The organism is Acidobacteriaceae bacterium (genome assembly GCA_028283655.1).
Classification (GTDB): Bacteria; Acidobacteriota; Terriglobia; order Terriglobales; family Acidobacteriaceae; genus Granulicella.
Genome location: JAPWKE010000003.1, coordinates 2,004,645 through 2,031,236, shown reverse-complemented (window position 1 = coordinate 2,031,236; position 26,592 = coordinate 2,004,645). Strand labels below are relative to the sequence as shown.

The window sequence follows — 26,592 nt, the reverse complement described above, 5'->3', positions numbered from 1 at the left end:
GGGAGGCAAAGCGTGGAGCTTGGAGATGTGCTGGCGCGAGTGAAGCGCGTGGCTGCGACAGAGAACGCCGGGGCCGATGCCGCTGTGTTTGCCGAGAAGGAAGAGGCGCTGCAGGCCGCGTTGGCTTCGCAGGCCGGTGTGGTGCTGACCACCGTGGCGCTGGCCGCTGCGGTGAGCGATGAGCGTGTCGTGGCGGTAGCGGATCCCCGCCTGGAGTTTGCGAAGCTGGCAAAGGCGCTGGAGCCTGTGCGCGTAGGGTTCGTGCATCCAGCGGCGGCTGTAGACGCTTCCGCAAAGATCGGGGCTCGTGCACGGATCGCTGCTGGCGCCGTGGTGGAAGCCGATGCTGTGCTGGGTGACGATGTCACCCTCGGGCCGGGGGCCAAGGTGCTCGCTGGCGTGGTGTTAGGTAATCGTGTCGTCTTGCAGGCGGGAGCTGTGGTGGGATCGACCGGTTTTGGCTATGCACGCGATGCGAAGACGGGCGAGTACACGCTATTTCCGCAGCAGGGTGCGCTGGTGATCGAGGACGATGTCGAGATTGGCGCAAACTCCACGATTGATCGCGGCGCGTTGGGGGAAACACGGATTGGCAAGGGCACGAAGATCGACAATCTGGTGCATATTGGGCACAACGTGCGTGTCGGGCGTAATGTTGTGATCGCCGCGCAGGTCGGGATTTCGGGCTCGTGTGTGATCGGCGATGGAGCGGTTCTGGCCGGGCAAGTCGGAATTTCCGATCACTGCAGCATTGGGCCGGGAGTGATTCTTGGCGGGCAGGCTGGCGTGTTTCGCGGAGCGACGGTGAAGGGGCCTGGCGAGATGTTTGCAGGGACCCCGGCGGAGCCGATTCGCAACCTGATGAAGTCGTTGGCGCGGCTGCGGCGTCTGAAGTAAGTGAGGGGTGCGCGATGGCGTTGGTTGTAGTCGGCGGACACACACGGAACATCGGGAAAACGGGCGTAATGGCTGGTGTTATCGCAGCTTTTCCTGAGCGCGCGTGGACTGCGATCAAGATCACGCAGTACGGCCACGGCGTGTGTTCGGCGAACGGCGAGCCTTGCGATTGTGCTACCGACGACCACACGATTGCGATCAGCGAAGAGCGCTCCACCACAAGCAATAAAGACACCGCCCGCTACCTCACAGCAGGCGCAAAACGATCGATGTGGGTGAGGACGCGGCAGGGGCAGTTGGCGGAGGCGATGCCGAGGGTGCGCATGCTGATCGGTGAAGCCGATGATGCGATTGTGGAGTCCAACAGCGTGCTGCGTTTTGTGAAGCCTGACCTGGCTTTGTTCGTGGTGGACGGCCGGGTGGATGACTTTAAAGAGTCTGCTTTGAGGTATTTAGATCGCATCGATGCGTTTGTTTGTGTGGGCGATGCGGTGGGGACGGGTGCGGCAAACTGGGAGAACGTGGCGGCTTCGCTGCTGCGGGGGAAGCCTTGCTTGCGCGTAAATGAAACGTTTTTTCGGAGCGAAGAGCTAGAGGTTTTTGTACGGAATAAGCTCGCAAACCAGCGTTTTTGAGGAAAATTTGAGGGAAAAAGATACGGGGCGCGCTCAAATGAGTGCGCCCCGTGAGGTTTTGAAACGTTTTACGCGATGTTGCCGTTCAGGCCCGCGGGGAAGAAGACCCCCGTAGCCTTGGTGCCGGAGCTGAGGGCCCCGCCGCCGGTGACGATGTTGAGCACAGCGTTGGTGCTACGGGCGAAAGCGACCTCGTTGGTGGCGTCTGCATCGACCACGGTGGTGGCGGTGGCAGAGGTGCCGGCGAGGGAGACGGTGACGCCGGTGCTGAGGCCGATGTCGTCCGTGACGCTGGTGGTGCGGGTCTGGTTAGCGAGCAGCTGACGGGTCGCAGAGATCTTCTGCGTGTAGGTCAGCAGACCGAGGGAGTTGTTGGGGTCGAGCTGGTTGATGCTGGCCCGGATGAGACCGGCGTGGTACGCCTCGACGGCGAGGATGCTGGCTGCGGCCTGCAAGTTCGAGCTCGGCTGGTTGGCCGTGCTGAGCAGTGGGGCTGCGCCGGAGTATGCGGTGACGCCGACGTCCTCGAAGATGTAGGCGCCGACGAGGAAGTTGGCCTGGCTGGCAAAGGGATTGAAGCTGGTCCCGATGGTGGCTGCCTGGGCGAGCTTGTCGAACGCGCCGGTGCCGCTGGTGGTCGAGTTGAGGTCGATGGCAGGCATGGCGACGGCGCCGGTGCTGAGCGCATTGCGCAGGAAGGAGACGTGACGGCCTTCTTCAATCGCGGTTTCGACGCAGTAGGCGGCGATGACGGGCGAGGTGAAGGTGACCTTCGGCGAAGCGACGGTCGTTACCGTACCCTGCGTGCCTGTGCCGGTGATGGTGAGGGGAGAGGCTGCGCCGTAGATGGTGGTGCCATAGGCGGCGAGGTAGTAGAAGTTCGCCTCAAGGTATTCGAGGTTGAGGGCGAAGTTGAGGATGTCGGCGTCCGAGATGGACGAGGGGGTAAGTGCCGCGCTGGCCTGCTTGGGCAGGAATGCGGATGCGAGGGCTACTGCGCCGCCTCCCATGAGGAGTGCACGGCGGCTTGCGATGATGCTGTCGAGTTTCAGTGTTTCCTGGTTCGCCATGATCTTCTCCTTTAGGACTTGGTAGCGGTGATGTTGCCGTTGAGGCCAGCGGGGAAGAAGCCACCCTTGGTGACGCCTGCTGCGGGAGTGGTGGAACCCGAGGTGGGCGAGAAGGTGCCGTAGACGACGTGCAGGACCTGATCCGTGGTGCGGTGGTAGGCCAGAGCGTTGGAGTCAGCCGGAACCGCATTGTCAGAGGTGACAGTGGTGGGAACGGTGACCGTCGCCGTAGCGGAAGCTCCTGCAAGGTTCAACGTGCCGTAGCTGCTGGAGAGCGAGGAGACGACGCCCTGGATGAGGTTGAAGTAGGTGTAGTAGGGGTACGCCGTGGTGCCGAGCGTGACGGCCTGGTTGATGATGTATCCGCGCAGAGCGCCACCGTGATAGGCCTCGGTTGCCATGATGCCTGCGGCGGCTGCGAGGTAGCCTGCCTTGACGCCTGCTGCGCTAATGAGCGGAGCAGCGCCGTTGTACGCCGTAACGCCTACGTCTTCGAAGATCGCGGCAGCGGTGATGAAGCTGTCGAAGTTGACGAAGGGGTTGAAGCTTGAGCCGATGGTGGCAAGCGACGCGATGGCGTTGAACGAGTTCACGAAGTCGATGGCGGGCCGGTTGATGGGCGTGGCACCGGCAGCGGTGAGAGCGGAGCGGAGATAGACGACGTGCTGCTGCTCGGTGTAGGCCAGTTCGTTCAGCAGGTTCTGCTGGAAGCTGGTGAGGCCGGAGAGCTTGGTCGTGGTGGGTACGGTGACCGCACCAGCGGAGCTGCCGCCGATGTTGGCGGAGGCAAGGCCTGCACCTGTAGCGGCGCGGAGATAGAACTCAGCTTCGAGGTACTCGAGGTTGAGGGCGAAGGTGAGGATGTCGGCGTCGGTGACGGTGCTGGTTGCGGGAAGAGCGATGGTGCCGTCGTCGGAGCAACCTGCAAGGGCAGCGGCTGCTGCGACGGAACCGGCTCCGGCGAGGAAGGCGCGGCGGGTGCGCGACTTTTCAACGAGGCTCTGTAGTTTGCCAGTAATAGGATCCACGGGTGCTTCTCCTGATGGGGTGAGCTTGCGTTCAGGCACGAGAGGGCGCGTGTGCTGGAACGTAAGTTCCACGCGACCGATCGCAACTTATGTGTGATCGATCAGCGTGCGAACGACCGTTGGACGTTAGGCGTACATCAACGTCAGAGTTACGCGCACACGGATTAGTTGGATTGCACGATGTGAAGAAAAAAATGCAATCGCTATGAATTGAAGTGGAATGAGGGTATTTGTTTACAGGCTCGCAATCGCTTCGTCTCGAGACCCATAATGGGCTTGTCTAACGACTTGCGGCTGGTTTGTCTAAAGGCTCGCGGCTGGTTTGTCTAAAGGCTCGCGACGGGAAGGTGCATGAGGTCGGTGACGAGCGAGACTTCCTTCTGGACGAAGGGCTCGGCGTAACGCACACCTGCAAGCAGGCCGTAGTGGCGGGCGGTCGCGTACATGCGCTCGCGGATGTCTTCTTCGGGGACGAAGAGTCCTGAGCCGCTGGTTTGTGCGCCGTACTGCGAGCGATAGGCCAGGAGAGACTGCAGGCGGGTTTCGATGTGCGGCGTGATGTCGACGACAAAGGTGGGGCGTACGTCGGCGTAGAGCGAAGCGTAGAGGATCTTGTACGGCCGGTGGGGTTTGCCGTGGATGGGGTCGAGATCCAGCTTGGAGAGGCCTGCGAGGAAGCAGGCTTCGTAGCCGAGCGTGGCCGCGCTGTAGTGGTCGGGGTGACGGCCTTCCCAGTAGGGAAGGATGACGACGCGCGGACGCAGGCGGCGAAGGACGGCGGCGATCTTGAGGCGGTTCTCGAGTGTGTTGCGGACGTTGGAGTCGGGGAGGTCGAGGGCTTCGCGGTGCGTGACACCGAGGATCTTTGCGGCGGCGTTGGCTTCGGCTTCGCGCTCTGCGGCAGAGCCGCGTGTGCCGCCTTCGCCGCGCGTGAGGTCGAGGATGCCGGTGCGGGAGCCGAGGGCCTGTTGCACGAGAAGGGTGCCACCGCAGGTCTGTTCGACGTCGTCGCGATGGGCGGCGATGGCGAGAACCTCTACGGTGGGCGAAGACACGTCGACCCCGTTCGGGGTTGCCGGCACGGGGTCGAGGAAGTGTGACATCAGGTGTCTCGTTTAGTTGGCGCTGTTGGAGATGGCATCCATGTACGCCACATCAAGAACGGTGCCCTGGACGGTGAGGTACTGGTTGTTGATCTCCGTGCCGTCAGCGGTTTGGAAGGCGTGGATCTGTCCACCGTAGGCCGTGTAGACCTTGTGGTAGTTCTGCACCCAGCAAATACCGGCGAGGTCGCCGTAGTAGTACTGATTGAGGTTGGTGTTGGGGTAGGGAACCGTAACCGGCGAGGTCGAGGACTGAACGACCTGCGGGATGATGGTTGCCGTGGGCGCGGTTCCAGCAAGGCTGATGCGGGTGAGGCAGTTGTAATCGCCAGCCTGATCGGTGACGCCGCCGCTGCTGAGCTCGGTGGCTGCGGTTGCCGCACGTACACCGTTTGCGCAGCTGGTGGAGCCTGCCCAGAGGGTGCTGTCATCCGCAAAGAGCAGACGCGTATGCGTGCCGTCGGAGATGGAGATCTTCGAGGTGACCGCGTAGGAGGTCAGGTTGATCGTGCTGAGGTTTCCAGCAAACAGGCCACTGTAGGTTCCGGTGGTCTGTAACTGCTGGCCCGCGACGTACAGGTTGTTCGAGTCAGACAAGCCTATCGTCGCGCCGCCTGGCACGGGAATAGGGTTGGCGACAGGAAGAGTCTTCTGCGCGGTAGGAGCCGCAGCGTCGAGCGGAGCCACGGTGGGGATTTCATCCACCTGGAGCATCGAGGGGTCGAGAACCGTGACGCCTGCGGTGGTCCCGCTGCACTCGGGGCCGCAGTTCATGATGAACACGGAGGAGCCGTCGAGCGAGAAGTAGGCGTCGTAGGGGTGGTCAAAGGTACCCTTAACCGGGACGACGCAGTAGACCGGCAGCGTGATGGGTTCGCAGTCGATGTAGCCGGGAGGCAGCACGGGGTTGGTCGTCTGCGGAAGCTTGATCACGCGGTAGAGCGTGTTCGAGTTCTGCACCATGGCGAGCAGGATGCTGTTGCCCTGGTTGATGGCGACCTTGTAGACACCGGGCAGGTTGAGCGAGATGTAGCTTCCGCCTGCGCCTGCAACTTCGAGAACGCCCTGCGAGTAAACCGCACCCATGAAGCGGGTGCCGTTCGGCTCAGCGTCCACGGAGGGCGAGTTGGCGCCAAAGCTGGCAGCCTGTCCGCCACTGGCTTCGGTGGAGTAGTTGATCGTGGTCAGTACGCCGCCGGTACGGTCATAAACGTAACCGCGCTGCTGCTCGGGGAAGTTCATGATCTGGTTCGGATAGCTGGCGCTGTAGCCACTGATCGGGAAGCTTTGGATGGTGTCCTGGATGTTGCCGCGAAGGTCGCGAAGACCGTCGAGCATTTGTGCTGCACCAGAACTGCCGTTCGTCGTATAGGTGACCAGCACGCGCTGCAGGAGGCCGCTGGGGGGATACGGACGGCCAGCGTAGGTATACGCCGGCTCGTGATACAGGACGGTGCCGCAACCAGTGATGGCTATGACAGCTGCCGCCAGAAGAAACCCAGCGAGGAGCTGGGCAAACAGGCTCTTCTTCTTCAACGTGAACGACTCCAAACCGAACGCGAACACCGCATTTACCGCGAACTTTATAGGCTGAGTATAGCAAAGGGAAGCCCGTGGACGGAGAGCGATATACCATGGAGGTTTAGCCAGAGAGGGTGTAGGACGAGAGTGATGAACGAGGTGCAGGCAAAACTTTTCGGCGGACGCACAGTTCTTTGCGATGGCGCGATGGGCACGATGCTCTACGGATGTGGCGTGTTCATCAACCGCTGCTACGACGAGCTGAACGTGACCCAGGCCGAAACCGTTCGTTCCGTTCACCAGCAGTACCTGCAGGCCGGGGCGGAGGTGATTGAAACCAATACGTTTGGAGCAAATCGCTTTCGGCTGACGCACTTCGATCTGGCGGACAAGGTTCGTGAGTTCAACCTGGCGGGAGCGCGGCTGGCGCGGCAGTCGGTGGAGGCTGCCCGGGAGAAGCACAATACCGAGGCGTTTGTCGCCGGGGCTGTGGGGTCGTTGGGTGTGAAGCTGGCGCCGGTGGGCGAAGTTTCTGCTGCAGAGGCCCGCGCGGTGTTCGCGGAGCAGATTCTGGCGCTGGCCGATGGCGGCGTGGACCTGCTGATTGTGGAAACGATGATGTCGCTGGCCGAAGCGGTGGAGGCTGTGGCGGCGGCGAAGGATGTGGCTCCGCAACTGCCGGTGGTGGTGCTGGTGACGGTGGACGAGCAGGTGAAGATGCTCGACGGAACGCCGGCGGAGGATGCGGCGAAGGCGCTGGTGGCGGCGGGAGCTTCAGCCGTGGGAGCGAACTGCTCGTCGGGTCCGCAGGTTGTGCTGGAAGCGGTGCAGCGTATGCACGCGGTGGTGAATGTGCCGGTGGTGGCGATGCCGAACGCCGGGCTTCCGCGCGAGGTGGAAGGCCGCAATATTTATCTGACGTCGCCGGAGTATATGGCGAGCTTTGCGCGGAAGTTTGTGCGCGCGGGAGCGAGCTGGGTGGGTGGCTGTTGTGGAACGACGCCGACACATATTCGGTCGATGCGTTCGGCGCTGCGCGCGATGGATGCCCAGGCGAGCGGAGAGGCCGGACTTTCGACGGTTGCGGTGGTCGAAGGGAAGGGCGTTGAGCCTCCGGCGCTGGAGACGCGGTCGCTGGTTGGGCGGAAGATAGCTCGCGGCGAGTTTGTGACGATGGTGGAGATTGTTCCGCCGAAGGGTGTGGATTGCTCGAAGGAGCTGGCTGGCGCTGCGTTGCTGAAGCAGTGCGGGGTGGACGCGATCAATGTGCCGGATTCGCCGCGGGCGAGTGCGCGCATGAGCGCGATGAGCCTGTGTCTGCAGATTGAGCAGAAGGTCGGGGTGGAGAGCGTTCTGCACTACACCTGCCGTGATCGCAATGTGCTGGGGATTCAGAGCGATCTGCTCGGCTCGGCGTCGCTGGGGCTGAAGAACATTCTTTGCCTGACGGGTGATCCGCCGAAGATGGGGAATTATCCGGATGCGACGGCGGTCTTTGACGTCGATGCGATCGGACTGGCGAACATTGTGCGCGGGTTGAATCGCGGGCTGGATATTGGCGGCAATCCGATTGGAGAGTCGACCGGATTCAGTGTGGCGGTGGCGGCGAATCCTGGTGTTCCTGACATGGAGCACGAGGTGCGGCGCTTTGCGGCGAAGGTGGAAGCGGGCGCGGAGTATGCGATTACGCAGCCGGTCTTTGATCTGCGTCTGCTGGAGGAGTTTCTCAAGCGCGTAGAGGGTTTCCGCATCCCTGTGGTGGCGGGCATCTGGCCGCTGACTAGCTTCCGCAACGCGGAGTTTATGAAGAACGATTTGAAGGTCGCGATGCCGAGGGAGATTCTGGCCCGCATGGCGAACGCCGCCAGCAAGGAAGCGGGGCTGGCTGAGGGTGTCGCTATCGCGCAGGAGATGCTGGCAGCGGTGCGCGGCGAGGTTCAGGGTGTGCAGGTTTCGGCTCCGTTCGGCAAGTATCCTTTGGCAGCCGAGGTGCTGGGGCTTGTGCCCGCAGAGATGCAGGAGGTAGCGGTCTAATGGCAGCGTTTGAACAGGATTTAGCGGAGCTGGAGAAGGTCGTCGAGCAGTTGGAGCGCGGGGACCTGGCGCTGGAGGATTCGGTGGCGCTGTTTGAGCGCGGCGTGCATCTGTCGCGCTCGTGCAAGACGGTGCTGGCGAACGCCGAGGCCAAGCTGCAGGCTCTGGTCGAGCCGGAGGCCGGTGGACCGGTGCAGGTCGAAGAGATTGCTATGGCTGTCGCCGAAGAAGAAGGCGATGACGATATGGATGACGCTTACGAGGAAGAGTAGTAGTCTGAATTGGCTATGGATGCCGAGGTCGATGTTCAAAAATTCGCTGAGATGCTGGTGAAGCGTGGTCGCGAAGGTGTCGCCTGGGAGTTGAAGAAGCTCGAGTGGGTTCTCGAGCAGCAGAAGAACACCCCCGTAAAACAGCCTGACGCTGCATGAGCTCTCCGACGCTTACGATTCTTGCTGGATCGAACGGCGCAGGGAGGAGTACGTTGACGTCTTCGGCTCGTGAGGCTTTCCAGGGCGCTCCGCTTTTGGATCCTGACGCCGTCGCGCGTGCTCTTCGAGAAACTCTCCCGAATAATGATCACAGTATGGAGGCGGGACGAAGGGTTCTGTTGCGCGCAGAAGAGCTTATCGCCTCGAGGCAAAGCTTTACGGTGGAGACGACGCTATCTGGCAACACTTACCTCCGTATGGCTTCGCGAGCCAAGGCGAATGGGTTCCTCCTCTCCCTTATTTTTATTGGGACGACTTCCGTAGAGATCAATATTGCTCGTGTGAAGGCCCGCGTTCTCAAGGGACTGCACGATGTGCCGGAAGAGGATCAACGAAGGCGTTACCCGCGGACTCTGGCGAATATGGCTCGATTACTGCCTCTGGCGGATGTAGCCATTCTTCTGGATAACTCCACTGCTGCGGGATATTGCCTTGTGGCGGCGGGTCATCGTGAGTCGATGGTCTGGACGGAGCCATTACCTGACTGGGCAAAACCGTTGCAGGCGTTGCTTCCATAACGTTTGACGGGTCTGTAGTCGTTACGGTGCGTCAGTTTCCGGAGGCGCTACGGGGAGCTGCATCAGCAGGCGGGTGAGCTCGCTTTGTGAGGTGGTCGCTGTCTTCAGGAAGATGTTTTTGAGCTGGCCGCGTACGGTGCCCAGAGAAACCTTGCGGTGCCAGGCTACTTCCTGCAACGAGTTGCCGCTCAACAGGCCGGCGCAGATGTCGACTTCGGCCGGGGTGAGTTTGTAGAGCTCGCGAAGGGCGTCTTCCGGGGTGTAGGGCGGGCGTTCGGGGTCGGTGATCAGCAGGAGCACGGCGTGGTGGCCCGGGGCGTACTGTGTGGGGGACGCGACGGCGTTGAGCGGTGCGCGGTGGCTCGCTCGCAGAAGATGAATCGGGTTTGACAGGCGCGGAGCCGCGGAGAGTTCAAGCTGCGTCTGGAATCCGGCGAGAAGCTTGCGGAGCTCTGCATCGCTGGTACGGTGGATGGCGTGGAGCTGGCCGTTGCGGAGCAGAACTCCCTCGCCTTTGTCGAGTAGTTTGCGGGCGGCGGCGTTGGCCTGGAGCAGCGTTCTATCGTGCGAGACGAGCAGTGTCGGAGTGGGGCTGGCGTCTGCGATGGCGCTGGTCTGCTGGCGAAGGTCCTCGCTGACGCCGAGGGCGCGGCGAATTTCCAGTGCGGACTTGATGTGAGGGTAGAGCAGCTTGAGGATGTGGGTGGCTTCGGCGGTCATGGGCCCCTGCGCTTCGGAGCGCCATAAGCTGATGGCTTCCATGCGGCGAAGCTCGCAGGTGAAGACGGCGAGGCCGGGGTAGATGAGGTCAGAGGGTGCGAGGATGTCGCGGTAGAGGTCTGAGGCCAGAAGCGTGGCGCGAGGCATCAGGGTGTCGAGATCCACGACGCCCAGCGCCTGATGGCGAATGACCTGGATGCGATAGAGATCGCGCGAGACGTAGGAGTCGCGATAGGCCTCAACGTCCTGCGTCGAGAGCATGACGCCGCCCTGGGAGCGAATGCTGTGGCCAAGACTCATGTCGGCGCAGAGCAGGAAGGCTCCGCTGGAGTCCGTGGCCTTGCAGAGAAGATCGAGGAATTGATCCCACATCTCCGCCTTTAGCGGGGCGGAGTACAGGACTTCAAGCAACTCTGAAAAAACTTCAAGAGAGATCATGCTTCGCTATAGCCTGGGTGATTACCCCTTCACTATCAACGAAGTACATGGTGAAGGCAAGTATTTTTTTGCTTAGCGGTCGCGGCTGGTGACGAAGCCGGGGACCCACATCAGAGCGCGCTTGTAGTCGCTTTCCGGCAGGGTCGAGATCGACTGGCGGGCGACTTCTGCGTAGGCCTGCGCTGTTTCCATGGCGTAGGCCAGGGAGCCGTGACGGCGCAGGATTTCGAGGATCTGTGTGTGGTCGATGCGCGCAAAGCTGCGGTCGGCCATGACGGTGCGGATCGCTTCGCGGTCGGCTCCGGTGCCGCGCTCGAGAGCGTGGATCACGGCGAGTGTGGCTTTGCCTTCGCGAAGGTCGCTGGCGGCGGGCTTGCCGAGAATCACATCCTGCGCGGTGAGGTCGAGGACGTCATCCACGATCTGGAAGGCGAGGCCGAGGTTGCGGCCGTACTCGCCGAGAGCTTCTTCGTAGGGAAGAAGGTTCTCTGAAGCCGGGTAGGTGACCACTGCGCCGAGCTGCATGGAGACTTTGAAGAGGCAGGCGGTCTTGCGGTAGATGAGGTCGAAGTACTCTTCCTCGTTGATGAGGTGGCCGAGCTTTTCCATCTGCAGCAGCTCGCCTTCGACCATCTCCTGCGTGAGCGAGATGAGGAGGTCGAGCATGCGGAAGTTGCGCTCGTTCAGCGCGGTCTGGAAGCTCTGCATGTAGAGCCAGTCGCCGGCGAGCACGCACTTGGAGTTGCCCCAGGTGGTGTTCGAGCTGGGCCGGCCACGGCGCGTGGAGGCGTCGTCGATGATGTCGTCGTGGACGAGTGTGGCGGTGTGCAGCATTTCAACGACAGCGCCGAGGCGGATGCGCGACTCAGAGGTGCAGCCGAGTGCCTTGGCTGCGAGCAACAGAAGGAGCGGGCGAATACGTTTGCCGCCGCCAGCGATCAGGTACTCGGCGATGTCGGTGACGACACGCACGGGAGACTGAGACTGCGTGGTGAACTCCTGCTCGACGGCCAGAAGGTCGTCACGCAAAAGATCCAGCACTTCGGCCGAGGTCGCGATGGAAAAAGAACTCACGCTGTCGCCTAGTCTACTCGTTTCGAGGTTAGTTTGAGCGGAAGTTGGTGAACTGCAGCTCAACGCCGAGGTCCTTGCCGCGGAGCAGGCCCATGATCTCCTGCAACGTGTCGCGGTCCTTGGAGGAGACGCGGACGGTGTCGCCCTGGATGGAAGCCTGCGCCTTCTTCTTCGTGTCTTTGATGAGCGCGACGATCTTCTTTGCCACGTCGGACTCGATGCCCTGCTTGACCTTGATCTTCTGGCGCACGGAGGTGCCTGCCGCAGGCTCGATCTTCTCGTAGTCGAGGTTCTTCAGGGAGACGCCGCGCTTGACGAACTTGTTGGCGAGGATCTCGATGATCGCCTTGAGGGTGTACTCATCCTGCGAAGCGAGTTGCACGGTGTCGGTGCCTTCGAAGGCGATGGTCGACTTCGAGTTCTTCAGGTCGAAGCGCGTGGCGATTTCTTTCTGCGCCTGGTCGATCGCGTTCTTGACTTCCTGAACTTCTACCTTGCTGACGACGTCGAAACTTTGATCTGCTGCCATGGTTTGTATCCTTTACGGTTTCTATTATCGTCGGCTTGGGAGAGGAAAGGCAAAGGCGAGACATTAGAGGTTAGACAGGAGAGCGTAGAGATTTCTACGACGCGGCTGTAGTGGGGAAGAGCGTGCGGAAGTTGGCCGTGGTTTGCTCGGCGATGGCTTCCGGCGTGGTGTTGCGGAGTTCGGCGAGGAAGCGCGCGGTGTGGGCCGTGTGGGCGGGTTCGTTCTGCGGGGTTTTACCGCGCATGGGAACCGGCGTGAGGAACGGCGCGTCGGTCTCGACGAGGATGCGATCGGCCGGGGCCCACCTGGCGACATCCTGAATGATGGCGGACTTTGTGTAGGTCACGTTGCCGGCGAAGCTGAGGTAGAAGCCGAGGTCGAGCGCGGCGCGGGCCTGGTCGGCGTTGCCGGAGAAGCAGTGCATGATGCCGGGCAGGCCTGCGGGCTTCCAGCTTTCGTGGAGCAGGCGCAGGAGGTCGTCCCAGGCGGCGTGCGGGTTGCCGTGGGACTCGAAGCGGGCCCTGGCGTTGGGCTGCGCGAGCTCGGAGGTGCGGACGTGGATGGTGATGGGCTTCTGCGCGCGGATGGCGATGTGCATCTGGTCGACGAAGGCGCGTTGCTGCACGTCCACATCGGGGTTTTCGGCGTGATAGTAGTCGAGCCCGATTTCGCCGATGGCGATGACTTTGGGGTCGGCTGCCAGAGTGGCGAGGATGGCGAGCGATTCGACGTCGACCTGGTGGGCTTCCTGCGGATGGACACCGACGGTGGCCCAGACGTTCGGGTGTTTGTGGGCGATGTCGACGGCGACGTGCATCTCGTGCGGGCCGTTGCCGATGCCGATGGCGACGACTTCGCGGACGTCCGCAGAGGAGGCGTTCGCGAGGATGGCGGAGAGGTCGGTGTAGTCGTCGAGATGGCAGTGAGAGTCGATTAGCACAGTTATCTGGATGCTTCCGGTTTGAGGATGTACCAAAGAGGGAAGAGCACGGAGTACAGGGCTGCTGAGATCAGAATGCAGCCGATGGCGAAGGTGCGTGACCTGGCAGCGTTCGATTGCATGGCGAATGTCATGGCTATAGAACCTGCCACAGCCCATAAAGATGCCACGACTTGTAGAGCGCGCAAGCAACGCTCGACTTTCGTTGGTGTCGAGACGCTGCCTGCTGGTTCGAGGTACTTCAAAGATTGCGAGATGCTTTCCATGAGGCCTCCATTGTGCTGAGTTTATTTGAGGCGGGTGCCGACGGGGACGCCTTCGGGGACGGTTGCGAGGAAGGGCTTGCCGCCCTCTTCGCTGGCGGCGAGGAGCATTCCGTGGGATTCGAGGCCGCGCATCTTGCGCGGAGCGAGGTTGGTGATGATGAGGATGCGCTTGCCGATCAGGTCTTCGGGCGTGTACCACTCGGCGATGCCGGAGAGGATCTGGCGCTGCGGCAGGATGTCTCCGAGGGAGACTTCGAGGCGGAGGAGCTTGTCGGCCTTGGGGATGCGTTCTGCGACGAGAATTTCTGCGACGCGGAGTTCGACCTTGACGAAGTCGTCGATGGTGATCTGGGGTGAAGCGTCTGCCGGGCCTGCGGTGACGGGGCTCTGCGAAGCTGCGGAGGCGAAGGGGCCGCTGGGGTTGGCGTCGGTGTGCGGAGTGTGGACGCGCTCGGTGGTAACGGCGGCGGAGCCTGCGACGGAGAGCGTGCCGGAGGGCTCGTCGAGCGAGCGCGGCGGAGCTGCGGGGTCGGTGGTGCTGGTGGGCGTCCGTTCGGGTGTGGCCGGGGTGGCAGCAGCCGCGAGCGGAGCCGCGGGACGTGCGTTTTCGTTTTCCATTTCGATCATCGTCTCTGCGAGCGTCTTTTCCGCTCGCGGGAAGAGTGGGCCCAGAGGGCCGAGTTTCGTGCCGGGGGCGAGGCCGCCCCAGTAGAGGTTTGCCAGTTCGCCGTTGCGCCAAGAGTGTTCCATGGAGCCGAGGCCGAGCTGTGCCCAGACGCGTTCGGTGACGAAGGGGCAGATGGTGTAGAGGTGGCCGGTGGCCCAGCGGACGGCTTCGGCGGTGACGTAGAGCACGGTGGCGAGGCGGCCACGCATGGCTTCGTCCTTGGCGAGCTTCCACGGGGCGTTGGCGGTGATGAAGCCGTCGACGGTGGTGATGAAGGCGGCGATTTCGCTGAGGCGTGTGGCGAAGTCGGTCTCGGAGAGCTCCTTGAGGCGAACCTTGAGGGCTTCGCCTGCGCGGGAGAGCACGGCGGCGTCGAAGCCGTCGGGCGCGATGTTGCTGTCTTCGGTGTCTTCGAAGACGGGTGCGGGAACTTCACCGGCGAAGTACTTGTCGATCATCGACAGGGTGCGCGAGACGAGGTTGCCGTAGCCGTTGGCGAGGTCGGCGTTGTAGCGCGTGACCATGGCGTCGAAGGAGAAGCTGCCGTCCTGGCCGAAGGGGATCTCGCGGAGCAGGAAGTAGCGGAGGACGTCGGAGGCGAAGAGGTCGCGCTCGCGCTTGGTGGAGTCGGGGAACTGGGTAGCGTAGACGCGCTCGCCGAAGGCGTCGAGGATGGTTTCCGAGCGGACGACGTTGCCGCGCGACTTCGACATCTTGGCGTTGTCGAAGAGAAGCCAGCCGTTGGCGGTGATCTTCTTCGGCAGCGGCAGACCGGCAGCGAGGAGGAACGCGGGCCAGTAGATGCAGTGGAAGCGCGTGATCTCCTTGCCGACGAGGTGGAGGTCGGCGGGCCAGTACCTGGCGAAGGAGGCGATGTCTTCGGGTTTGTCGGAGCCGTAGCCGACGGCGGTCATGTAGTTGGCGAGAGCGTCGAGCCAGACGTAGACGACGTGCTGCTGGGTGGTGCCGGAGGCCTTCTGGACAGCGTCGGGGACGGGGATGCCCCACGTGAAGGAGGAGCGGGAGATGGAGAGGTCTTTGAGGGCGCCGGGGACGTAGGGGAATCCGGCAGCAGTTCGCTCGATATCGTTCTCACCCGGAACAAGCAGTTTCCCGTCAACCATCTTCGGCGTTCCGCCGCGCAAGAAGCTGAGAACTTCATTACGTGCTGTCGCGGGTTCGATGACGAGATCGTTCGACTCGATGAGGTTCAGGAGGGGGAGTTGGTACTCGCTCAGCTTGAAGAAGAAGTTTTCTTCGGTGACCTCTTCGAGGATCTTGCCGCAGTCGGGGCAGGGAGTTCCTACGGGGAGGTCGACGAAGGCTTCGTCGGAGACGCAGTAAGCGCCGGTGTAGGTGCTGAGGTAGATCTTTTCGCGGTAGTAGAGCTCGGTGAAGAGCTTCTGGACGCCAAGCTTGTGGGCGTCGTCGGTGGTGCGGATGTAGCGGTCGTAGGTGAGGCCCATGCGCTCCCAGAGGGCGCGGAAGTTGGCCGAAACCTGGTCCGTGAACTGCTGCGGCGGGATGCCTGCGGCGGCGGCGCTGCGCTCAATCTTCTGGCCGTGCTCGTCGGTGCCGGTGAGGAAGAAGGTGTCGTCGCCCTGGAGGCGGTGCTGGCGTGCGAGGACGTCCGCGACGATGGTTGTGTAAGCGTGGCCGATGTGGGGGCGCGCGTTTACGTAGTAGATCGGCGTCGTCAGATAGAACTTGCTGGGGTTTTCGTTGGGCATCTCGGTCCGTCTAGCAGTCTACTAGGTGACGGTGTGGGCGTGCTTGCGGGGCGTTTGGAGCGGGGATTTGCGGCTCGGGGAGGGAGAGCCTTGACGCTAAGGGCGCGAAGGGCGCAAAGCTACGCGAAGGGATTTGTGGCGCAGGGGATTTGGGGAGAGCGGGAGGGAGGTGGGCGCGGGAGTGAAGGGAAACAGAAAAGCCCGGCGTTTGCCGGGCTTTTCCTGTTTTGAGTGGATTTGGAGTTAGGCGCCGACGGGGAACTCGGCTTCGCGGCGTGCGCCGAGGCGCGGGACGAGAAGCTGGAAGATCGCCAGGGCGATGATGTAGGCGCAGGCTGCGGTGGTGAAGACGAGCAGCGGGTGGAGCGAGAGGTTGCGCTTGACGATCCAGGTGAAGGCCGCTCCGCCAGCCGCTCCGGCTGCACCGCCGATGCCCACGACCGTGGAGACGGCGGTGGCGGGGAACATGTCAGACGGCGTGGAGAAGAGGTTGGCCGACCAGCCCTGATGCGCTGCCGCCGCGAGTGCGATGACCAGCGTTGCGGGCCAGGGGTTGTGCGGGAAGAGGGTGCCGAGGTGCGGAACGCAGACGAGCGGAAGCACCAGCAGGGCCATTGCCAGCATGGCGAATTTGCGGCCGCTGTTTACGGTTGCGCCGCGGTTCATGCGCCAGCCGGAGAGTGCGCCACCGAAGATGGAGCCCACGGAGCTGACGACGTAGACGGTGACGATGTACCAGTAGGCGTGCTCGAGGTCGAGGCCGTAGTTACGGTTGAGGAACTGCGGCAGATAGAAGAGGTAGAACCACCAGACGCCGTCGGTGAGTCCCTTGCCCACGGCGAAGGCATAGGTGCCGGGGTGCGAGAGGATGCTCAGGATGGGGTGCGAGCGTTCAACGACGGGTTCAAGCTCGGCCTGGGTCATGGTGCCGCTGCGGCGGAGCTTGTTGTACGGGAAGCTGAGCCAGAGCACGAGCCAGACCATGCCCATGGAGCCGGTGGCGATGAACGCTGAGCGCCAGCCGAAGCGTGTGGTGACGGCGGCGATGATGAGAGGAGCGAGGAAGAAGCTGACGTTCGAGCCGGAGTTGAAGAGGCCGACGGCCTTTGCGCGTTCTTCTGCGGGGAACCACTCGGTGGTGGCCTTGATGGCGGCGGGGAAGTTGCCACACTCGCCGAGGCCGAGGAAGATGCGCGCGATGCAGAAGCCGACGACGCTGGTGACCAGCGAGTGCGACATGGAGGCCAGGCCCCAGATGGCGATGGCGACCGCGTAGCCGGTCTTGGTGCCGAGCTTGTCGATGATGCGGCCGACGAAGAGGAAGCCGACGCCGTAGGCAAGCTGGAAGTAGATCAGGACGTTGCCGAAGTTGTTGTCAAAGACCGGCTGGTGGAACTGATCGGCGGCGTGGTTCCAACCCATGAACTTCACGTTGTGCAGCAGTGGCTCGATAAACGAGAAGACGCCGCGGTCCATGTAGTTGATGGTGGTTGCCAGAAAAAGGAGGAAGCAGACGAACCACCGCACGTTGGTACGGGGTGTTTCTTCGAAGGCAATCGAGGAGGAAGACATTAGAGGGATCGGCCGGTTCTCTTTCCTGAGTTGGGAATGAGGATGCTTGTTTGCAGATACGGGTGTCAACCGGTTAGGCAGGTTTTTCTAATTGGCTTGACAGGAGTCGCGTGGGGTGGGGAGAATGCTCGCCGAATTTCCCCGAAGCTCGAGGCAGACGCGAATGTTGCAGGTACAAAAGGTTTTAGGTGGGTTGTGGGCGTGCGCCATGGTGGCGTCGATGGCGGGTGCGCAGACCTTGGCGACGGGCGATAGCCGTACGGTGACGGAGCCAATATTTCCTGTGGCGTGCACGGTTTTGACCGCCCAGCAGGCGATTGTGGGCAGCGGACCTGCGAGCGAGACGGTGGACGACACGAGCCGGGTGCAGGCGGCGTTGACGGCCTGCGCGAGCGGCAAGGCGGTGGAGCTTGCGGGCGGAGGCGGAAAGTATGCGTTCCTAACCTCGTCGCTGAACCTTCCGAGCGGCGTGTCGCTGATTGTGGACGGCGGAGTGACGCTGTTTGCGTCGCGCAAAGCGAGCGACTATCAGGTGTCCGGCGCGACGGAGACGTGCGGCAGCTATGGGGCAAGCGGGAATGCGTGCAAGTACTTCCTCTACTTCAATAATGGGTCGGCGAACACGGGGTCGGGGGTGTACGGCTATGGCGTGATCGACCTGCGGGGGAATGCCACGATCCTGAACTCGGCGGGCGTGGACACGGGGATTTCGTGGTGGACGAACGCGGACAGTGCGAATACGGCAGGGCAGAGCCAGGACAATGTGAGCTTCATGAAGCCGAGCAAGAGCTCGTCGTTGACGTTCTACAAGATCACGATTCGCAGCTCGCCGAACTTTCATATCGTGACGTCGAATGTGAGCGGCGAAACGATCTGGGGAGTGAAGATTCAGGCGCCGTTTACGTCGCACAACACGGACGGTATCGATCCGCAGGGAACGAACGTGACGGTGAAGAACTCGTACGTCTCGGTGGGCGATGACGCGATTGCGGTGTCGGGGTCGTCGAACTCGAGCAACATCACGGTGGCGAACTCGTACATCTATGCGAGCCACGGGATTTCAATCGGGAGCTATACGCAGGGCGGCGTGAGCAACATGCTGGTGCAGAACGTGAATATGGCCGGGCAGGTGGAGGACGGCAACCAGAACGGTCTGCGCATCAAGAGCTCGATCGACCGGGGCGGCGTGGTGCAGAACATTACGTACCAGAATGTATGCCTGCGAGACATTGCGCGGCCGGTATATGTGACGCCGCTGTACAACAGCAACTCGGGCACGCTGTATCCGTCGTTTCAGAATATTGTGTTTCAGAATATTCACCTTCTGGCCCCTACGGCGACGCGCAAGTACACGTTTTCGATTGCGGGGTATAGCGCCAACTATCTGACGACGGCGACGCTGAACAATGTGGTGTCGGACCAGGCGATGACGTACTCTCCTGCGTTGACGTACGCGACGATTGCGCTGGCGGGGAACGTGTATCCGGCGTCGCTGCAGACGCAGGCGGGGACGGGGTTGACGTATACGGGATCGGCGACGGCGGCGGCGACTCCAGCGTATGACTGCTCGGCGACGGCGACGGTTTTTCCGGCGCTGGTGGGTGAGCTGTTTGGAGCGACTGCGACGGCGACAAACCTGAACGCGGCGACGGTGGCTGGTGGTGCGAGCGTGACGCTCAATGCGATGCTGCAGCCGACGCGCTCACAGGCTACGTTCAACGGAACGGTGGGGAACTATACCGGGGCGGCTGCTCCGACGGCGGCGGTGAGCTTCTATGAGGGCATGACGTTGCTGGGAACCGGGACGCTGGGCGCGAATGGAACGAACAGTTCGCTGGCGAGCCTGGTGCTGAGCAATCTTGCGGCAGGGACGCACACGATTACGGCGACGTATCCGGGAGATACGACGTATGGTGCGCTGAACTTTGGCTCGTTTGTGGTGACGGTGAGCGGGCCGACGCTGGCTTCGGCTACGACGCTGACCGCGACTTCGACGGTAGCGTACGGCACGGCGGCTTCGTTGAGCGTGAGCGTGGCTGCCAGCGGTGGAGCTTCGGGAACGCCAACAGGGACGGTGACAATTTCTGACGGCGGGACGCAGATCGCGCAGGGGACGCTTGCGTCTGGGGCCTACGCGACTACGGTGATGCTGGCAGGCGGGGCGCACTCGCTGAGCGCGACGTATGGCGGCGATACGAGCTTTCTTACGTCGAGCACAAGCGCGGTATCGACGCTGACGGTGACGACGGTGGCTCCGCTGACGTTTGCGGTGACGGCGAACCCGGTGAGCATCGCCTCGGGCGCGAGCACGACGGTGACGGCGACGCTTGCGGGAGGAAGCGGGATGGCGACGCCTGCGGGTACGGTGACGCTGACGGAGGGTGGCGCAACCGTTGGAACGATTACGTTGAGCAATGGCAGCGGCACGACGAGCGTGACGCTGAACGGTGTGAGCACGCACACAATTACGGCTGCTTATAGCGGCGATGCGAATTACAGCGCGGCGAGTACCTCGGCGAGTGTGACGGTGACGACGATTGCGACAACGACGGTGCTGGCGCTGAGCAAGTCTGCGACCTATGTTGGGGCGAGTATGAGTTTGACGGCGACGGTGACGCCCGCGGTGAGTGGGGCGACGGTGACGTTTGCGACGGCGAGTGGAACGCTGGGCACGGCGGTGACGAATGCGTCTGGTGTGGCGACGCTTGCGGCGACGGCTCCGGCTGCGGGAACGTATGCGGTGACGGCGACGATGGCGGCAACGGGGAGTTACGCGGCTTCGACGAGCAGTGCGCAGACGCTGACGGTGTCGGCTCCGCTGGCGGTTGTGACGACGCCGAATCCGGTGAGTGTGAGTGCGGGAGGAAGTGGCTCGGTGGTGGCGACGATGACGCCGGGCGGAGGTTTTACGGGGACGCTGACGGCGACGTGTGTTTCGTCGGTGTCGTATGTGACGTGCTCGCCTGCGTCGAGTTCGGTTGCGGTGACGGGTGCGTCGGCGGTGACGTCTACGCTGACGATCTCGGTGGCTGCAACGACGAGCGCGGTGCGCGGGAGCGACTGGCGCGGTGTGGAGTATGCCGGGTTGCTGATGCTGACGTTGTTCGGCGCACGCAAGCGCAGAGGGATGCGCCTGATGATGGTTCTGCTGCTGGGGATTGGCCTGGCGGGGATGAGTGGTTGCGGTGGCGGGTCTTCTTCAAGCAGCACAGGGACGAAGCCGAGTGGGTCGCAGACGGTGACGTATACGCTGAATGGCGGAGGGCTGGCTTCTTCTGTGGTGACGACGCTGGTGGTCAATATCCAGTAGCGGCTAACGCGATTCCGAGGCGGCTAACGCACGTAGGCGCCGAGGGCGAGGTAGGGACAGATGAGGAAGAAGAGCACGAGGAAGAGAGCCATCAGGTCCATGTAAATGCAGAGGATGACGCCTGCGTGGTAAAAGCTCCAGCGCCGCTCGATGTTGCGAAAGGTCTCGGCCGTGCCGAGCGCGATGAGCAGCGTGGGGACGATGAGCCAGGGGTTCTGCTGCAGGTGGGGGAAGTGCGAGAGAGGCAGGGACAGAATGATGCCCGCGAAGACGAGAACGTTACCGCGAGCGAGAGATTTCTGCCGGAGATAGAACGTGGCCCTGCTCATCGCTGCTTTGAGTCTACGCCCCGGGTGTGAGGGCATTGCTTTCGCGGCGATGCTTTCTGGTTTGCTTTCTGGCTGTCGATGCTTGCTATGTTCTTGCGAGGGCTGCTACGGCTTGGCGTTGGGCTGTGTTGTGGGTGGGGTTGCTGCTGGCGTGGCCGCTGGTGCGGGTGCATCGGGTGGTGGCGGGAGTTTTGCGACGGAGGCTACGGGGATTTCTACGACGCCGAAGCGGTTGTTGCTGAGGTCGTGCACGCCGATGCGGAGGAAGCTTTCGCCGCTCTTTACCGGGACGCTGACTTCGAGGCGGACGCGGACGACCTTGCGGAAGATGGCGTAGTTTTCCGGCGTCAGGTTGAGCTTGATGGCGCGGCCGGTGGCGTTCAACAGGCGTCCATCACGGTCGTAGAGCAGCGTCGAGAACTCAATCGCACCGACGTAGCGGCCTTCGGGGGACTTGGTCAGATCGAAGTAGCTGCCGGGGATCGCGTAATCCACGAGCATGGTGCGGAAGGGACCCCTGGCGGGATGCAGCGGATCGAGTTGGTTTCCGTACGCCGGCGTGGGTTCGTCTTTGGTGGAGGCGGGAAGGACGCGGACCTTGAAGAGGATGTCCTGTGGCGTGGGAGCACCGTGGGCCATGGCGGCCCGGGCGAAGGCTGCTCCGGTGCTTTGCGAGGCGACCTGTGCATCGGTCGTGACGACGGAGGGCAGAGCTTCATCGGCTTTCTTCTTTTTGGACGTTGGCGCTGAGGGATCGAAGGCGTAGTACCCCTGGCGGTAGGCGAGTTTGTAGCCTGCCTTTGCCAGCGTTGGGGCGAGGGTGACTTTGATGGTGCGGTAGCTTTCGTCCCACTTCTTGTTCTGGGGCGAGTAGGTGAGTGCGTAGAAGTTCGAGCCGGAGTTGATGGCGGAGGAGACTGCCCCGGCGAGGTCGTTGTTGTTGTAGAAAGCGTGGCCACCGGTCTCGTCGGCGAGCTGGTCCATGGTCATGTGCTCGTCGGCTTGCGACTGCTCGAAGCGAGCGATTTTGTTGGAGATGCCTGCGGGGTTTGCGCCGAGGTTACCGCCTCTTTGCGAGGCGGAGAACGCAGGGTTGGTCATGAGGCCGCGAGCGTCTACGGGATAGACCGCGACCTGGGCGCGGGCGAGCAGGTTGGTGGTGTCGCGGAACTCGTCTTCGTTCACGTTCATGACGGCGAAGGGGTTGTCGAGCGTGGCGTCGGGAAGGATGTTGATGGGGAACGAGCCCGAGAACCAGATGAGGTTTTTTCGTCCTGGGAACGCCTGCAGGTAGTGTGCCAGCGTGTTGAAGGCATCGAGCGTGTACTGCACGCGCAACTGCGTCTGCATGGCTGAGGTTTCGGCCTGGAACTGCGAGAGCGAGGAGGAGCTGAGCATCGACTGATCGGTGATGCCGTCGGTGAGCGCGTCGGCGGAGTCGACGGGGCTATCGAGCAGCGTGGACTGCCGCTGGATCAGTTTGTGCTCGACGGAGTTACGCAGCACCTGCGGGTCCGAGGAGAAGCCTTGCAGCATGAAGAGGCGTTGCGAGAGGCCGAAGATGGCGATGCGTTGGCCGGGTTTGGCTTTCTTCACGAACTCTGCGAGTTGGGCGCGAACGTAGCTCTGGTCGGTGAGAGGGGTGTTGAGAGAGTCGACCAGAAGGATGTTGAGTGCGCCGTTTTCGGGCGTGGGCGTGTAGTTGGTGAAGGTGCCGGCGGGCATAGGCGGAAGCGCCAGGCCGGGTTTGGAGCTGTCCGGGGTGTGCTCTTCGAAGTGGCGGATGGTTTGGGGATGCTTGTCTTCGGTGAGGACGAAGCTGTCTTTGCTGAGGCCGTGGATGGGGTTGCCCTGCTTGTCCTGCACGGTGACGTCGACGAGCACGATCTGGGTGCTGGTGCGGATCGTCGGCACGGTGCCTGCGTCTTGTTCCTGCTGGGTGGGCTGCTGCGCTGGTTGTTGCTGGGCGGCGAGAGCAAGCGGGGTGAGGAGCAGGATGGCAGCAGCGAGTCGGCGCATGGGCAGGGAAGCCTCGGGGGATGGAAGTCTGCGTAGATAGACAGGGGCCGCGCGAAAGAAGTTTCGCGCGGCCCCTGAAGTTTCTTGTGGATGTTGAGGTTACGCGGTGGCGAGTTCGGGTGTCTGCTTCGCCATGGCGGCGATGGACTCTTCAAACGGTGCGCGAAGGACGCCGCGCTCGGTGATGATCGCGGTGATGTACTTTGCAGGCGTGACGTCGAAGGCCGGGTTGGCGATGCCGACGCCATCGGGCGTGACCTGCACACCGTTGACGTGCGTGACCTCGCGTGCGGCACGCTCTTCGATGGGGATGTCCTTGCCGCTGAGCGTTTCGAGGTCGATGGTGTTGAAGGGCGCGGCGACGTAGAACGGGATGCCGTGCTCCTTGCAGAGGATGGCGACCGAGTAGGTGCCGATCTTGTTGGCGGTGTCGCCGTTGGCGGCGATGCGGTCTGCACCGACGATGGCGGCCTTGATGCGGCCCTGGCCCATGAAGTAGCCAGCCATGTTGTCGCAGATGAGCGTGGTGGGGATGTTGTCCTTGGTGAGCTCCCAGGCGGTGAGACGGGTGCCCTGGTTGAAGGGGCGGGTCTCGTCGGCGAAGACGTCAATCTTGTAGCCACGCTCGACCGCAGCGCGGATGACGCCGAGCGCGGAGCCGTAACCACAGGCGGCGAGTGCGCCCGCGTTGCAGTGGGTGAGGATGGTGCCTTCCTGCGGGAGGAGGTCTGCGCCGAATGCGCCGAGGATCTTCAGGTTGGCGATGTCTTCGTCATAGAGCGTCTGCGCGAGCGCGACGACCTGTGACTTGATCTCGGGAATCGCGGTGTTGGCGGCCGAGAGCTTGTTGTAGAGGTCGCGAATCTGCGCGATGCCCCAGAAGAGGTTCACGGCCGTGGGGCGGGTCTTTGCGAGGGTGTCGCAGATGACTTCGACTTCGGCGGCGAGGTCGGGCAGGGTGGCGGCGGTGGACTGCTGGATGCCGAGGGCAACGCCCATCGCCGCAGAGACGCCGATGGCCATAGCACCGCGGACGACCATGTTGCGGATCACGTCGGCGACTTCGTTGTAGTTACGCGCAAGGACGTAGGTTTCTACTTGCGGAAGCTTGGTCTGGTCGAGGAAGCTGACGCCTTCTGGCGTCCATTGGAGTGTCGGAATCATCGTGCTTCCAGTTTATCGCGTGAGCGTGTATAGGATGAGGCAATGGGTACGCTGAGCTTCGAAGGTATCTCTTTTATGATTTATTCAGACGACCATCCTCCGGCGCATGTTCATGCCCGTTATGGGAGTCTGAGGATGGTGCTTGATCTGCCTGCGATCGGGGGTGTTTTGCTCTCGTCGCGGAACGATAACGTTGAGCCAATCAACGCGAAGCGCAACGAAGTTCGACGTGTGCTCCGTGTCGCTCGGATGCAGGAAGCTGAATTACGCAAGCTTTGGGACGAAACGCATGGAGGCAGGCATGACTGAAGAAGAGCTGGAAGCTCCGTTGGATGCGGAGTCTGAAGCGATGATCGAACGGGCGCTGGCTGAGGCGCGTGATCCTGAGCCTGATGAGGTTGCCACGTCGGTTCGGTATGTTCCCGAGCAGGAGATGTTTGTGCTGACGCTGCTGACTGGACGCCGCGTGATGATTCCGCGTGAAGAGTTGCAGGATGTGGCCGCGGCGACGCGCGAACAGGCTGCGGATGTCGTGCTCGATATGCTCGACTCAGCGGTGTGGTGGCGGACGCTGGATGTCGCGTTCTCGGTGAAGGGCCTTGCCGACGGTCTGCGCGGCAACCAGCGTTGGATGGAAAAGCTGGCTGCGCAGGGGCGCGGACAGGCGGCTTAGCCGAGCTTGTCGAGGTGGTGGAAGCCGCCGGTGGCGACAGCCATCTCCGCAAAGAGCAGAGCGTCGTAGACCGCGTGAACCAGCGCGGCAGCAGCCACGGAGCGGGTCCGGATACGGATGACCGAAAACGTTACGGAGACGGCGAAGAGCACCACAATTGGACCGAGAGCACCGTGGAGCTGGCCTCCGTGCAGCGCGGCGAACGCGGCGCTGGAGAAGACGGTGGCGAAGATCCAGGCGGGCAGCGAGTGATCGCTGGTGCGCTCCCAGCGGTCGAGACCGGCAGGCGTGCGTTCCATCGATAGCCAGTCGTAGGCGGTCGCGAGGGACGGAAGCAGGAAGCCGCGGAAGGCGATCTCTTCCATGAACGCCGGCAGGAGGCTGCCAAAGATGGCGACACACCACGAGGTGAGCGGGCTCTTGAAGAGCTCAAGCATGTCCACGTGGTCGGGTTGTTTGACGAAGCGGTCGGCAAACTGTGCCAGAAGGCTGAGTCCGATGCCGATCAGGACGAGCTTCCACCACTGGCGCACGGCCTGGCGGAGGTTCCACTGGATGCCGGTGAAGAAGGGCACGCCCCAGAAGACAGGGAAGAGTGGCATGGAGCAGAGCAGGGTCAGCAGGTAGGCGACGCCCTGTGCTGCGGCCAGCGGCAGCGGGTATTGCGAAGCCGTTTCCGCCGAGTGGGCGTGGAGTATGCCGAGCGTGATGCCGCTTGTAAAGAGGATGCAGAACGCCGTTAGCGAGAAAAAGACGAGCGTGTGGCCGAAGTGCGGAATGCGGCGGGCCGGTGGGACTTCCCGGGCCGGGTGCGGATCGTGCTGGATGTCGTAGGCGTCTTCCATGCTGCCTAACTAGGGTACTAGGCCGAGGGCGGGTTATGCCGCCGGAGTGAGAAGAAGTGCTCCTTCGGCACGATTTCTGCCCAGATGTTTTGCCTTGTAGAGCGCGGAGTCGGCGGCGACGAGCAGGCTTTCGGGCATACGCATGCTGCCTCCACAACGAGAGAGCGCGGTGGCGACGCCGACGCTGATGCTCACCATGCCGTTGCCTTCGACGTTGTCGGGGTGCGGGATGCGGAGGGCGGCGACGGCCTGGCAGATCGTTTGGGCGACGTGAATCGCGCCGTCGAAGTCGATCTCCGGCAGGATGGCGGCGAGTTCTTCGCCACCGTAGCGGGCGGTAAAGTCCATGCCGCGGCGAATCTGGTTGTCGATGCAGCGAGCGGTGGCCCGCAGGCAGTCATCGCCGACCTGGTGGCCGTAGCGGTCGTTCAATTTCTTGAAGTGGTCGAGGTCAATCAGCAGCAGGGAGGTCGGGTGGCCGTTGCGGAGGGTGCGCTGCCACTCGTGCTCCAGGCGCTCGTCGAAGGCGCGGCGGTTGGCGAGGCCGGTGAGGCCGTCGGTCAACGCCATGAGGGCCAGCTGCTCTTCAAGCTTCTTCTGCTCGGAGATGTCGCGGACGGCGATGACGAGTTCGCGGACTGCATTGGTGTCTGGTTCGCGCAGGACGCGGGTTCTGGTTTCGACCCAGACGGTGCTTCCGTCCTTGCGCCGCCAGCGCATGACGGTACGGGTTTCGGTAGCCCCTTCATGGTCGACGCGTTCGCGGGTGCGCTCCAGTGCGGGCATGTCGCGCGGGTCGATCAGGTCACGCTCTGGCACGAGTCCGACCATCTCGTCGGGGGTGTAGCCCAGCAGGCTTTCGCACGCCGGAGAGGCGTAGCGGATGATGTGGTCCGCGCCGAGCTGAATCATGGTGTCGACGCTGTACTCTGCGACGAGGCGGATGCCGCTGTCGTTTTGGCTCATCGTGGCTGTACTCCGCTAAGTTCATCGGCAGAGTACAGCCAGTCTTTAGGTAC

At 62.5% G+C, this 26,592-nt stretch carries 24 protein-coding genes; 8 read left to right on the top strand and 16 right to left on the bottom strand.

Going from position 1 to position 26,592, the window contains the following annotated elements:
* Positions 1 to 12: 12 nt before the first annotated feature.
* Both PW792_11400 and PW792_11395 read left to right on the top strand, forming a co-directional pair.
* Complete coding sequence (locus PW792_11400) at positions 13 to 897, top strand: UDP-3-O-(3-hydroxymyristoyl)glucosamine N-acyltransferase (GenBank protein MDE1162534.1); 885 nt, start codon at positions 13 to 15, stop codon at positions 895 to 897.
* Between the two features lie 14 nt (positions 898 to 911).
* Entirely contained in the window at positions 912 to 1,532 is a 621-nt protein-coding gene (locus PW792_11395) for a hypothetical protein (GenBank protein MDE1162533.1), read from the top strand.
* Between the two features lie 68 nt (positions 1,533 to 1,600).
* Here the strand turns inward: PW792_11395 and PW792_11390 are convergent, their stop codons facing one another.
* From PW792_11390 to PW792_11375, 4 genes are all read right to left on the bottom strand, one after another.
* A complete protein-coding gene (locus PW792_11390) occupies positions 1,601 to 2,602 on the bottom strand; it encodes a ferritin-like domain-containing protein (GenBank protein ID MDE1162532.1) in 1,002 nt (333 codons plus the stop codon).
* Between the two features lie 11 nt (positions 2,603 to 2,613).
* A complete protein-coding gene (locus PW792_11385) occupies positions 2,614 to 3,630 on the bottom strand; it encodes a ferritin-like domain-containing protein (GenBank protein ID MDE1162531.1) in 1,017 nt (338 codons plus the stop codon).
* Between the two features lie 326 nt (positions 3,631 to 3,956).
* The gene (gene bshB1, locus PW792_11380) at positions 3,957 to 4,733 is read right to left on the bottom strand and encodes a bacillithiol biosynthesis deacetylase BshB1 (GenBank protein MDE1162530.1); all 777 of its coding nucleotides are present in this window, start codon (positions 4,731 to 4,733) and stop codon (positions 3,957 to 3,959) included.
* 12 nt (positions 4,734 to 4,745) lie between these two features.
* Positions 4,746 to 6,269, bottom strand: a complete 1,524-nt coding sequence (locus PW792_11375; protein ID MDE1162529.1) for a hypothetical protein — start codon at positions 6,267 to 6,269, stop codon at positions 4,746 to 4,748.
* Positions 6,270 to 6,404: 135 nt separating this feature from the next.
* On the opposite strand from PW792_11375, the gene PW792_11370 reads away from it, so the two are divergent.
* From PW792_11370 to PW792_11355, 4 genes are read left to right on the top strand one after another with little or no spacing between them, the layout of a single operon-like run.
* On the top strand, positions 6,405 to 8,288 hold the full coding sequence (locus PW792_11370) for a bifunctional homocysteine S-methyltransferase/methylenetetrahydrofolate reductase (protein ID MDE1162528.1): 1,884 nt from the start codon (positions 6,405 to 6,407) through the stop codon (positions 8,286 to 8,288).
* The gene (gene xseB / locus PW792_11365) at positions 8,288 to 8,560 is read left to right on the top strand and encodes an exodeoxyribonuclease VII small subunit (protein MDE1162527.1); all 273 of its coding nucleotides are present in this window, start codon (positions 8,288 to 8,290) and stop codon (positions 8,558 to 8,560) included. Before PW792_11370 ends, xseB begins: the two co-directional genes overlap by 1 nt.
* A 9-nt stretch (positions 8,561 to 8,569) precedes the next feature.
* Positions 8,570 to 8,719, top strand: coding sequence for a hypothetical protein (locus tag PW792_11360; protein ID MDE1162526.1), 150 nt, complete (start codon positions 8,570 to 8,572; stop codon positions 8,717 to 8,719).
* Positions 8,716 to 9,297: a zeta toxin family protein gene (locus tag PW792_11355; GenBank protein ID MDE1162525.1), complete on the top strand. Its 582-nt coding sequence runs from the start codon at positions 8,716 to 8,718 to the stop codon at positions 9,295 to 9,297. The genes PW792_11360 and PW792_11355 overlap by 4 nt, the downstream gene beginning before the upstream one ends.
* A 21-nt stretch (positions 9,298 to 9,318) precedes the next feature.
* Here PW792_11355 and PW792_11350 read toward each other — a convergent pair whose 3' ends face one another.
* From PW792_11350 to PW792_11320, 7 genes are all read right to left on the bottom strand, one after another.
* Positions 9,319 to 10,455, bottom strand: coding sequence for a hypothetical protein (locus tag PW792_11350; GenBank protein ID MDE1162524.1), 1,137 nt, complete (start codon positions 10,453 to 10,455; stop codon positions 9,319 to 9,321).
* 72 nt (positions 10,456 to 10,527) lie between these two features.
* Positions 10,528 to 11,529 (bottom strand): polyprenyl synthetase family protein, encoded by a 1,002-nt coding sequence (locus tag PW792_11345; GenBank protein MDE1162523.1) that lies wholly within the window; start codon positions 11,527 to 11,529, stop codon positions 10,528 to 10,530.
* A 28-nt stretch (positions 11,530 to 11,557) separates the two neighbouring features.
* The gene (locus PW792_11340; GenBank protein ID MDE1162522.1) at positions 11,558 to 12,058 is read right to left on the bottom strand and encodes a YajQ family cyclic di-GMP-binding protein; all 501 of its coding nucleotides are present in this window, start codon (positions 12,056 to 12,058) and stop codon (positions 11,558 to 11,560) included.
* Between the two features lie 94 nt (positions 12,059 to 12,152).
* Positions 12,153 to 12,998 (bottom strand): TatD family hydrolase, encoded by an 846-nt coding sequence (locus tag PW792_11335; protein MDE1162521.1) that lies wholly within the window; start codon positions 12,996 to 12,998, stop codon positions 12,153 to 12,155.
* Between the two features lie 2 nt (positions 12,999 to 13,000).
* Positions 13,001 to 13,264 carry a hypothetical protein gene (locus PW792_11330; protein ID MDE1162520.1) on the bottom strand — a complete coding sequence of 88 codons (264 nt, stop codon included), beginning with the start codon at positions 13,262 to 13,264 and terminating at the stop codon, positions 13,001 to 13,003.
* A gap of 21 nt (positions 13,265 to 13,285) precedes the next feature.
* Entirely contained in the window at positions 13,286 to 15,661 is a 2,376-nt protein-coding gene (gene metG / locus PW792_11325) for a methionine--tRNA ligase subunit beta (protein MDE1162519.1), read from the bottom strand.
* Positions 15,662 to 15,904: 243 nt separating this feature from the next.
* A complete protein-coding gene (locus PW792_11320; GenBank protein ID MDE1162518.1) occupies positions 15,905 to 17,233 on the bottom strand; it encodes an MFS transporter in 1,329 nt (442 codons plus the stop codon).
* 163 nt (positions 17,234 to 17,396) lie between these two features.
* Here PW792_11320 and PW792_11315 point away from each other — a divergent pair, with 163 nt between their 5' ends.
* Positions 17,397 to 20,543, top strand: a complete 3,147-nt coding sequence (locus tag PW792_11315; GenBank protein ID MDE1162517.1) for a glycosyl hydrolase family 28 protein — start codon at positions 17,397 to 17,399, stop codon at positions 20,541 to 20,543.
* 23 nt (positions 20,544 to 20,566) lie between these two features.
* Here PW792_11315 and PW792_11310 read toward each other — a convergent pair whose 3' ends face one another.
* The 3 genes from PW792_11310 to mtnA form a co-directional block, all read right to left on the bottom strand.
* Positions 20,567 to 20,872, bottom strand: coding sequence for a permease (locus PW792_11310; protein ID MDE1162516.1), 306 nt, complete (start codon positions 20,870 to 20,872; stop codon positions 20,567 to 20,569).
* 105 nt (positions 20,873 to 20,977) lie between these two features.
* On the bottom strand, positions 20,978 to 22,891 hold the full coding sequence (locus tag PW792_11305) for a VWA domain-containing protein (GenBank protein ID MDE1162515.1): 1,914 nt from the start codon (positions 22,889 to 22,891) through the stop codon (positions 20,978 to 20,980).
* Between the two features lie 99 nt (positions 22,892 to 22,990).
* Positions 22,991 to 24,055 (bottom strand): S-methyl-5-thioribose-1-phosphate isomerase, encoded by a 1,065-nt coding sequence (gene mtnA, locus PW792_11300; GenBank protein MDE1162514.1) that lies wholly within the window; start codon positions 24,053 to 24,055, stop codon positions 22,991 to 22,993.
* A gap of 301 nt (positions 24,056 to 24,356) precedes the next feature.
* Between mtnA and PW792_11295 the strand changes: the two genes are divergently transcribed.
* Entirely contained in the window at positions 24,357 to 24,728 is a 372-nt protein-coding gene (locus tag PW792_11295; protein ID MDE1162513.1) for a DUF2442 domain-containing protein, read from the top strand.
* Here the strand turns inward: PW792_11295 and PW792_11290 are convergent.
* Positions 24,725 to 25,573, bottom strand: coding sequence for a CPBP family intramembrane metalloprotease (locus PW792_11290; GenBank protein ID MDE1162512.1), 849 nt, complete (start codon positions 25,571 to 25,573; stop codon positions 24,725 to 24,727). The two genes, PW792_11295 and PW792_11290, sit on opposite strands and share 4 nt — an antisense overlap.
* Positions 25,574 to 25,606: 33 nt before the next feature.
* Positions 25,607 to 26,539 carry a sensor domain-containing diguanylate cyclase gene (locus PW792_11285; GenBank protein ID MDE1162511.1) on the bottom strand — a complete coding sequence of 311 codons (933 nt, stop codon included), beginning with the start codon at positions 26,537 to 26,539 and terminating at the stop codon, positions 25,607 to 25,609.
* Between the last annotated feature and the right edge of the window lie 53 nt (positions 26,540 to 26,592).

What these genes read in the sequence shown, in the direction of transcription:
- PW792_11390 (MDE1162532.1), bottom strand. Translation starts at nt 2,602, where the DNA reads ATGGCGAACCAGGAAACACTGAAACTCGACAGCATCATCGCAAGCCGC.
- PW792_11285 (MDE1162511.1), bottom strand. Translation starts at nt 26,539, where the DNA reads ATGAGCCAAAACGACAGCGGCATCCGCCTCGTCGCAGAGTACAGCGTC.
- PW792_11330 (MDE1162520.1), bottom strand. Translation starts at nt 13,264, where the DNA reads ATGGAAAGCATCTCGCAATCTTTGAAGTACCTCGAACCAGCAGGCAGC.
- PW792_11305 (MDE1162515.1), bottom strand. Translation starts at nt 22,891, where the DNA reads ATGCGCCGACTCGCTGCTGCCATCCTGCTCCTCACCCCGCTTGCTCTC.
- PW792_11340 (MDE1162522.1), bottom strand. Translation starts at nt 12,058, where the DNA reads ATGGCAGCAGATCAAAGTTTCGACGTCGTCAGCAAGGTAGAAGTTCAG.
- mtnA (MDE1162514.1), bottom strand. Translation starts at nt 24,055, where the DNA reads ATGATTCCGACACTCCAATGGACGCCAGAAGGCGTCAGCTTCCTCGAC.
- PW792_11295 (MDE1162513.1), top strand. Translation starts at nt 24,357, where the DNA reads ATGACTGAAGAAGAGCTGGAAGCTCCGTTGGATGCGGAGTCTGAAGCG.
- PW792_11290 (MDE1162512.1), bottom strand. Translation starts at nt 25,573, where the DNA reads ATGGAAGACGCCTACGACATCCAGCACGATCCGCACCCGGCCCGGGAA.
- PW792_11395 (MDE1162533.1), top strand. Translation starts at nt 912, where the DNA reads ATGGCGTTGGTTGTAGTCGGCGGACACACACGGAACATCGGGAAAACG.
- PW792_11320 (MDE1162518.1), bottom strand. Translation starts at nt 17,233, where the DNA reads ATGTCTTCCTCCTCGATTGCCTTCGAAGAAACACCCCGTACCAACGTG.
- PW792_11310 (MDE1162516.1), bottom strand. Translation starts at nt 20,872, where the DNA reads ATGAGCAGGGCCACGTTCTATCTCCGGCAGAAATCTCTCGCTCGCGGT.
- xseB (MDE1162527.1), top strand. Translation starts at nt 8,288, where the DNA reads ATGGCAGCGTTTGAACAGGATTTAGCGGAGCTGGAGAAGGTCGTCGAG.
- metG (MDE1162519.1), bottom strand. Translation starts at nt 15,661, where the DNA reads ATGCCCAACGAAAACCCCAGCAAGTTCTATCTGACGACGCCGATCTAC.
- PW792_11370 (MDE1162528.1), top strand. Translation starts at nt 6,405, where the DNA reads ATGAACGAGGTGCAGGCAAAACTTTTCGGCGGACGCACAGTTCTTTGC.
- bshB1 (MDE1162530.1), bottom strand. Translation starts at nt 4,733, where the DNA reads ATGTCACACTTCCTCGACCCCGTGCCGGCAACCCCGAACGGGGTCGAC.
- PW792_11350 (MDE1162524.1), bottom strand. Translation starts at nt 10,455, where the DNA reads ATGATCTCTCTTGAAGTTTTTTCAGAGTTGCTTGAAGTCCTGTACTCC.
- PW792_11355 (MDE1162525.1), top strand. Translation starts at nt 8,716, where the DNA reads ATGAGCTCTCCGACGCTTACGATTCTTGCTGGATCGAACGGCGCAGGG.
- PW792_11315 (MDE1162517.1), top strand. Translation starts at nt 17,397, where the DNA reads ATGTTGCAGGTACAAAAGGTTTTAGGTGGGTTGTGGGCGTGCGCCATG.